Genomic DNA, 7,320 nt, shown 5'->3' with positions numbered 1-7,320 from the left:
ATAAAGTGATAAAGTGATAAAAAATTATATTATCAAAATATTTTTTTATGATATAGTGGCCTCGTAATGTCCATTTGCACTAGAGGCCCCTATGATTACTGTTATAGGTTCAAACAAAGGTGGTGCGTCAAAGAGCACAACTGCTACAAACATTGCAATTGCTTTGGCATTGCGCGGGAAGGATGTTTGTCTTTTAGATGCGGATCTTCAGTCATCTGCGGCAAAGTGGCATGCTTCTCGTGAGGAAGCCGATCTGCTACCTCGTATTACCCTTATTCAGAAATATGGCAACATCAGTCAAACTTTGCGCCAGCTCGATGAAAAGTTTGATCATGTGATTGTAGATGTGGCTGGTCGCAATAGCCGTGAACTGGCTAATGCGGGGGCTGTGGCTGATGTAATGATTGCTCCGCATTTATGCTCACAGTTCGATCTGGACACTTTGGAAGAGCTTGAAGGCCAGTTGGAGGCTTGGCAGGATCTAAATCCTGATTTAAACCTCTATATGTACCAGACGCGAGCTACTACTAATCCTGTATTGCGTGGTAAAGAACGAGCAGAGTTTCTCGAATATCTGAAGTCCTTCCCGACCTTACCTCCTCTTAATGCTATTAACTGTGAACGAAAAATTTATCGAGACGTAGTCCCTCTCGGGAAGTCTGTTTTAGAGGCAACCAATAGAACCGCAATCGAAGAGGTTGAGCAACTTATCGAAGAGGTGTATTCCAAATGGCTTTAAAACCACGGTCTATAAAAAAACCATCAGATGCTCAGGTTGCTGCTCTCGCCGACAAATTGGCTGATAAGCAATATGGTGGGCCATCGCTCATTGTCAAAACTGAAAAAACCGTACAGCGGAGTCTTGCTCTGCCCCAATCTCTCGATCAGGCAATTACCAGGGTATCAGCAGAAAATAAACTCTGTGGGTCTGGTCCGAAAAATACAAGTGCTGTCATACGTGAGGCTTTAGAGCAGTATCTGGAACGGCGGAATAGTCTAGATTGACATTTTATCATTTTATCATTTTATCATTTTATCATTTTATCAAAAAAATATGATTTTATTTTGATAAAGTGTAATTTACTTTCCAAGGCTGGCGGCGTTGTAGGGATTACTTCAGCATTAGGAAATTAAAGCACGTTAAGGGATTTTATTCCCAGCAACGGCGCGGCTTTGCGCAAGCTACGCCCCTATTGAGCGAGGGGACGGGCAATACAAGTAAATCAAGAGAAACAACTTAGCGTTGCACTTCAGAATTGAACTCACTAGCACTTAAATATTAAGATATTGAATCATAAGAAGTAAGGTTTTTGAATTTATGGGATATTATGTTTTTGTAGATTCAATTGATCAACGCAACAACCATGTGAAAGCATGCTGTTGCGGAGGATTGTTGAATGAAACGAACATTTACAGCAAAGGAAAAAGCGTTTGTTTTTGATCTGTGGAAGCGCGGAACCGGCTTCAGTGAGATAGCGAGAATCCTGGATTCGAAACCCGGCACCATTTTCACCATGTTGAGGGACACGGGAGGCATCAAACCGAGCGAACGCTGTCGAGCAGTGGCTCACCTCACGTTATCTGAGCGTGAGGAGATTCGAGCAGGTCTATCGGCAAAAATGAGTATTCGTGCCATCGCACGCTCTCTTAACCGCTCTCCTTCAACAATATCTCGGGAAATTCAGCGCAATCGTGGCCGACTTGGCTACAAAGCTGTTGATGCCAATAATCGTGCAAATCGAATGGCCAAGAGACCCAAGAAATACCTTCTGGAGCGGAACTCGCAACTACGAAATCTTGTGCTGGAACAACTCGAGTTAAAATGGTCTCCGGAGCAAATCTCTGGCTGGCTCAGGAGAACGTTCCCCTGCCAGAACATAATGCAGATATCCGCCGAGACGATTTATAAAACGCTGTATTTTCGTAGTCGGAGTGCGCTGCACCACCTGCTTGTCAAACATCTGCGCCGTTCTCATAGCCTGCGTCATGGAAAACGCCATACACGCAAGGGAGAAAGAGGCACCATCAATATGGTGAACGGCATATCAATCCACGAGCGCTCCAAGCACATCGACAACCGACGATCTTTCGGTCACTGGGAAGGCGATTTGGTGTCCGGTACGAATAACTCTCACATAGCCACACTTGTAGATAGAAAATCGCGCTATACAGTTATTCTCAAGCTAAATGGAAAGGATGCCGGGTCTGTAAATCAAGCACTTATAAATAAATTCCAGGAACTGCCACCCAAACTTAGGTTATCCCTGACGTGGGATCGCGGCATGGAACTGGCCAAGCATCTGGATGCTTACTGCCAGTACAGGAGTAAAGGTTTACTTCTGCGACCCTCAAAGTCCCTGGCAACGAGGCACGAACGAGAACACCAATGGTCTCATACGACAGTTTTTCCCAAAAAAGACATGCCTTGCCCAATATTCCCAGCAGGAGCTGGATAAGGTTGCAGCCCAACTAAACAGCAGGCCGAGGAAGACCCTGAAATTTAAAACACCTAAAGAAGTTATTGAAAAGGGTGTTGCGTTGACAGGTTGAATCTACAGCCGCGTACTTTGCTCAGGAGTCACTGGCAAGTACGCGTGGATAGCCAACCAGCAGGACTTCTATCCCGTTTCCGTTATCTGTCGTATGCTGGAGGTCTCTCGTGCGGGCTTCTACCACTGGCGCCAGCGTCCACCGTCACAGCGCCAACAAGAAGATGAACGACTCAAGGTCGCCATTCGGGCTGCTCACAGCAAGACGCGCCAGACCTATGGCGCAGCGCGTTTACAAGCTGAGTCGGCCGCCGAAGGATTTTACGCCGGGCGGGACCGGATTGGGCTATTGCGCCGTGAAATGGGGTTGTCTTGCAAACAAAAGCGCAAATTCAAGGCGACAACCCATTCTTCTCATTCCCTGCCGGTGGCGGAAAATCTCCTTGGTCAGGTCTTTGCGCCGACGAAGCCCAACGAAGTCTGGACCGGTGATATCACCTATATCGCCACCGACGAAGGCTGGCTTTATCTGGCTGGTCTCAAGGATGTGTTTACCTGTGAGATAGTGGGTTATGCGATGGGAGAGCGAATGACCACCGGGTTGGTCAGTCAGGCGCTGTTTCGGGCTGTGCTGCAGAAGAGGCCGCCCGTTGGGCTTATCCATCACACAGACCGGGGCAGTCAGTACTGTGCTAAGGCTTACCGAGCTCTCCAGGTACAATTTGGCATGCAGAGCTCCATGTCACGCAAGGGGAACTGCTTTGACAATGCCCCGATAGAAAGCTTCTGGGGGTCTCTTAAAAATGAACTGGTTCACCACCATAGATTCAAGACGAGATCGGAGGCCAAGGCAGCGATTCAGGAATACATAGAGATTTTTTACAACCGCCAACGTCGGCATTCACGACTTGGCAATGTCAGCCCGGCGGAGTTTAACAAGAGGTATTGGAGAACAGCTCAGGCTGCTTGATCCGGGACTGTCCGATCTTGTCAGGACACCTCATCTCCTGGGTGACTGACATTACCTACATCCGCTCTCAAGAAGGGTGGCTGTACCTGGCGGTGGTGCTCGACCTGTTCTCTCGCCAGATCGTCGGCTGGGCGATGAAGTCACGCATGACGGCAGACTTGGCGGTTTATGCGTTATTGATGGCCGTCTGGCGGCGCAAGCCCAAGCAGCCGCTACTGGTGCATTCGGATCAGGGCAGCCAGTTTACCGGCGGTGAATGGCAGGACTTTCTGAAGACCCACAACCTGAGTTGCCACCGGCCGCCCGCGCTCGGTGACTTGTTTAACCGCTTCGATTGTGAATGTTTCTGGATAACGCTGACGGGTCATAACACCTCCAATAGTTGCCTCATTTTAAGGCTGTGAGGTGTCTAGGGAACTGGGGGAGATTCAGTATGTAGTACCAGTGGCAAAAAATGACACTGAGTCCGGCAGAAATTACCCGATTAAATTATCAATAGCCTTCCTGATCACAGACTCTCGCTGTTGTTTATAATCCTTCAACTTAATTGAATCATCAGTTGTGAGCGACTTTGACTTGCTTTCCATCGCGTCTATTTTCTTGGCAAGATCGTTGTATCGACTACGGTCAAAGCTCAGATATTTGTCCACTAAATTTTGTGACGCCACCTTGGTTGTAATGCCCTGATTATACACATAATTACCCTTGGATGGCCCTCTGATGAGATAATCATAAGTAAGAGGTTGGCGACTCCGAGACAAAGCGTTCTCAAGCAACGCCTGAGTAATATGGCCATTCTCGTTACTGGTGTCAGACTTCATTTTTTGTTGGTCCATGACCTTCATTCTGGCTCGAGCCATCAAGAGAGCATGGGGGAGGTTATGGCTTTTGATGTACATATCAATAACTACATGGCAAATCGGTGACAAGAACTAGCAAATTACAAGCCAATAAGGGGTCGCCTCAGAAAACGGAAAATAAAGCACGCTAAGCGTGTGCAGAGGCAGGGATCCAGCGGTATAGCGTAGGAACGGACACACCAAGGTTCTTGGCCACATCCTTGGGGGGCACTCCGCTGGCCAATAGCTTCTTGGCTGACTCGATCTTGCTGTCGGTCATTTTCGGCTTACGGCCACCTTTGCGGCCGAGTTGCTTGGCAACTTCTAACCCTGCTCGGGTTCGTTCTACTGTCAGGTCTCGTTCCATCTCTGCGAGGCTTGCCATGACATGGAAAAAGAATCGGCCTGATGGCGTGCCAGTATCGATAGAATCGGTGAGGCTCCTGAACTGGATACCCTGTTTGTGCAGATCGCTAACCAGCGCAACCAGTTGTTTCACTGACCGGCCCAATCTATCCAGCTTCCAAACAACCAGAGTGTCCCCCTCACGCAGCATTTCGAGTGCCTTACCCAAACCGGGCCGATCAGTACGAGTACCACTGATCGTGTCTTCGAAAACCTTTTGGCATCCAGCTTTAGTCAGTGCTTCTAGCTGAAGCTCCAGGTTCTGATCTTGCGTCGAGACACGGGCGTAGCCGATCAACATGATTCATCTCTCGCTTGATCTGAATGTTGGAGCACTACGGGCAACTGTTTGAGCAGTTCTGGCAGCAATTCCTGAACCGTGTCCCAGACAATATCGAGGTTAATGTCAAAATAGCCATGAGCCATGCGGTTCCGCATATTCCGCATGCTGCGCCACGGTATTTCCTTGTGCGCTTCGGTAAACGCGGTATACATTGCCGGCATCACCGGTGGAATGGCTCGGCGTATCGAGCCCATGAGACCCGCGCGTTTGCACGAGAAATCGGGTTGGAGCCCAGAACAACTGCGGTGAGGAGCCCACAGGGCAACGGTATAGCGGAGAGCTTCGTGAAGACGATGAAGCGAGACTATATCGAGATGATGCCAAAACCGGATAGCCGAACAGCGGTAGGCAATTTGGCCATCGCGTTTGAGCATTATAACGAGCACCACCCGCACAGCGCCTTGGGATACCGTTCACCTCGGGAATTTCTGCGCAGTCGGGTATCACAACCCTAAGCGGGAAAAAGTGTCTGGATCTATGGGGTCAAATCCAGGAACACAGTCTATCTGGAAAGAGTGGCACATGGATTACGAGCCAAGGGACATGCCGTCGATGATGCGTTATTGCAATACCTATCGCCGCTGGGCTGGGAGCACATNNTCCGTTTTCTGAAGCGACCCCTATTTGGTGCCAGACGGTGAGCCAATCGCTATGAGTAGGGTTTTTGGTGATCAGCCCTGCATACCCCATGTCGGCCCCCAGCCGCTTCGCTAGAACATGTTCTATGGCCGCCAGATAGCGCAACGGCTTTTGCCGTGCTGAACTGGTTCGGGCTACAGGGGCCTCCAGCATATACCCGATATGGGCATGGCCGTTCGTGCGGTTAACGCTGATCCAGTGCGGGGCTGGCAAGCCTGCATCCTTACACGCGTGGTAACTGTCCGGCTTGTCCAAGTCGAACACCAAGGAGGATACATGCGGAGGCGGGTTGTACTGGATGTGGAGATAGCCCAGAGCGGTAGCCTGCGGACGAATGAGCAGCCCTGACGATTTATCATCAGTGCAGTAAGGGCGACGAGGGAGACGTTCGATGAATGCAGCGGCGTGAAGAGCTGGTTTTACCATCGAACACCGCGCTTATTGGCGGTGCTGGGTTGTTTGGTGTGATCCATGTGGTATTCTTCTTCCTGTGATTAAGTCACGGCCCCGAACTCTCTGTCTCTTCCGCCAAGTTGAAAGCAGAGATTCGGGGTTTGTCTTTTCTGGACAGTACGTTACCGCAGTCAGGCCGCCGCTGGCACGTTTTTTCTTGGGCGCCCACCCTTTGCACCGTTTGCCCTCGCCGCTGCGACTTTAGCGGGGGTTTTGGCCTTGCCGCCCTTCGCTCCCATCTTGGATGCAGCCCAGTTCGCCGAACCCAACAGCCCTTCCAGCAAAGCAGGCAAGTAGAGATCTGCATCCAACTTCGGAAAGTGCACTCCCAACCCTGACGGCGAGATCTCGATTTCCTGTAAGTCGCTAGGCTTCGCTGCCTCCAACCCCTGCGCCAGATGAGGCGAAAAGGCCAGTTCCAAACCAGAAGATAAGGCGATCACAACCCGTCCAATTCTCCGGTCATAACGCACGCTCGTAGCAACCGGATTACGGTTGCGAGCCTCAGCCCCCCGCTGAATTGCAAGAGCAATCATTTCATCGGTTAGTTCCATGAATCACCTCCCATTGGCTTATCAGGTGGGCTTGATTGCGTTGCAACTCAGCCCAAATGCGCCTAAGCGCTTTACTATCAAACCCGTGGTTTTCCCGCAGCTCTGGTCCATCTTGCTCCCCAGAGAGGTTAAACACCGCCTCGCAGCCGCCCCCAATCACGTGCACATGCGCCGGACGATGGTCGTTGGGATAAATCACCACTCGCCAGCCCCCAATGATCAACACCGTTGGCATCAAACAACCTAACTGTTTTGGTTTTTATTGACACAATACTACACCCGAATGGGTGAGTTAGCGATAGGTTAAAACGCCCTGCAATGGTCTCGGGGCAACCATGAAACCGGCAGCATCGACCTCGAAGCGGATCACCCCGATCTGCTGCAAATAGGCCTGCAAGGTATCGAGCTTACGAAACACTCTGAGCTGCTTGCTACGTTGGGCGGCCAAGGCGCGTTCGGCGAGGCCGTAGCGCACCAGCAGGGTCCAGCCGCTAGGCTGGCCAACGGCGACCACGACACGGACGGCACCGGCGGCCACCAGTTGTACCAGGGTGGGATGGGTAATGGTTTCCATGAGGGGGAGATTCCGAGGCAAGGGATAATGCGACGCAGGATGGGAGATAACGCC

8 protein-coding genes and 6 pseudogenes are annotated in these 7,320 nt (G+C 50.7%); 7 read left to right on the top strand and 7 right to left on the bottom strand.

The genetic code is table 11. The annotated features are described in order from the left end of the window. The first annotated feature begins 91 nt into the window (after window positions 1-91). The 5 genes and pseudogenes from CF137_RS20655 to CF137_RS20635 all read left to right on the top strand — a co-directional run. A complete protein-coding gene (locus CF137_RS20655) occupies window positions 92-739 on the top strand; it encodes a division plane positioning ATPase MipZ (protein WP_005321392.1) in 648 nt (215 codons plus the stop codon). Further along, on the top strand, window positions 730-1,005 hold the full coding sequence (locus CF137_RS20650) for a hypothetical protein (protein ID WP_073545203.1): 276 nt from the start codon (window positions 730-732) through the stop codon (window positions 1,003-1,005). The genes CF137_RS20655 and CF137_RS20650 overlap by 10 nt, the downstream gene beginning before the upstream one ends. Window positions 1,006-1,397: 392 nt before the next feature. Further along, window positions 1,398-2,550, top strand: a pseudogene (locus CF137_RS20645) (IS30 family transposase). A 12-nt stretch (window positions 2,551-2,562) separates the two neighbouring features. Further along, window positions 2,563-3,459: pseudogene (locus tag CF137_RS20640) on the top strand (IS3 family transposase); the annotation flags it as partial. Window positions 3,460-3,497: 38 nt separating this feature from the next. Continuing rightward, window positions 3,498-3,746: pseudogene (locus CF137_RS20635) on the top strand (DDE-type integrase/transposase/recombinase); the annotation flags it as partial. A gap of 189 nt (window positions 3,747-3,935) precedes the next feature. Here CF137_RS20635 and CF137_RS20630 read toward each other — a convergent pair. From CF137_RS20630 to CF137_RS20620, 3 genes are all read right to left on the bottom strand, one after another. Beyond that, window positions 3,936-4,295, bottom strand: coding sequence for a hypothetical protein (locus tag CF137_RS20630; RefSeq protein WP_138984556.1), 360 nt, complete (start codon window positions 4,293-4,295; stop codon window positions 3,936-3,938). A 151-nt stretch (window positions 4,296-4,446) separates the two neighbouring features. Then, window positions 4,447-5,004: a recombinase family protein gene (locus tag CF137_RS20625; RefSeq protein WP_139428047.1), complete on the bottom strand. Its 558-nt coding sequence runs from the start codon at window positions 5,002-5,004 to the stop codon at window positions 4,447-4,449. Continuing rightward, window positions 4,998-5,129: a HepT-like ribonuclease domain-containing protein gene (locus CF137_RS20620; protein ID WP_369126184.1), complete on the bottom strand. Its 132-nt coding sequence runs from the start codon at window positions 5,127-5,129 to the stop codon at window positions 4,998-5,000. Before CF137_RS20620 ends, CF137_RS20625 begins: the two co-directional genes overlap by 7 nt. Window positions 5,130-5,216: 87 nt before the next feature. Between CF137_RS20620 and CF137_RS20615 the strand changes: the two are divergent. Both CF137_RS20615 and CF137_RS22485 read left to right on the top strand, forming a co-directional pair. Next, a pseudogene (locus CF137_RS20615) lies at window positions 5,217-5,489 on the top strand (integrase core domain-containing protein); the annotation flags it as partial. Between the two features lie 51 nt (window positions 5,490-5,540). Next, window positions 5,541-5,642 (top strand): annotated as a pseudogene (locus CF137_RS22485) (Tn3 family transposase); the annotation flags it as partial. A gap of 49 nt (window positions 5,643-5,691) precedes the next feature. Here CF137_RS22485 and CF137_RS20605 read toward each other — a convergent pair. From CF137_RS20605 to CF137_RS20590, 4 genes and pseudogenes are all read right to left on the bottom strand, one after another. Further along, window positions 5,692-6,111, bottom strand: a pseudogene (locus CF137_RS20605) (replication initiation protein); the annotation flags it as partial. A gap of 158 nt (window positions 6,112-6,269) precedes the next feature. Continuing rightward, the gene (locus CF137_RS20600; protein ID WP_101318736.1) at window positions 6,270-6,692 is read right to left on the bottom strand and encodes a DUF2442 domain-containing protein; all 423 of its coding nucleotides are present in this window, start codon (window positions 6,690-6,692) and stop codon (window positions 6,270-6,272) included. Beyond that, window positions 6,676-6,927, bottom strand: coding sequence for a DUF4160 domain-containing protein (locus CF137_RS22480; RefSeq protein ID WP_101318738.1), 252 nt, complete (start codon window positions 6,925-6,927; stop codon window positions 6,676-6,678). Before CF137_RS22480 ends, CF137_RS20600 begins: the two co-directional genes overlap by 17 nt. Before the next feature lie 57 nt (window positions 6,928-6,984). Continuing rightward, window positions 6,985-7,266, bottom strand: coding sequence for a hypothetical protein (locus CF137_RS20590; RefSeq protein ID WP_101318640.1), 282 nt, complete (start codon window positions 7,264-7,266; stop codon window positions 6,985-6,987). Between the last annotated feature and the right edge of the window lie 54 nt (window positions 7,267-7,320).

This window comes from Aeromonas sobria, from assembly GCF_006243315.1.
Lineage (GTDB): Bacteria > Pseudomonadota > Gammaproteobacteria > Enterobacterales > Aeromonadaceae > Aeromonas > Aeromonas sobria_A.
Note: the sequence above shows the minus strand (reverse complement) of the source record. Positions and strands in the feature narration are given on the sequence as shown.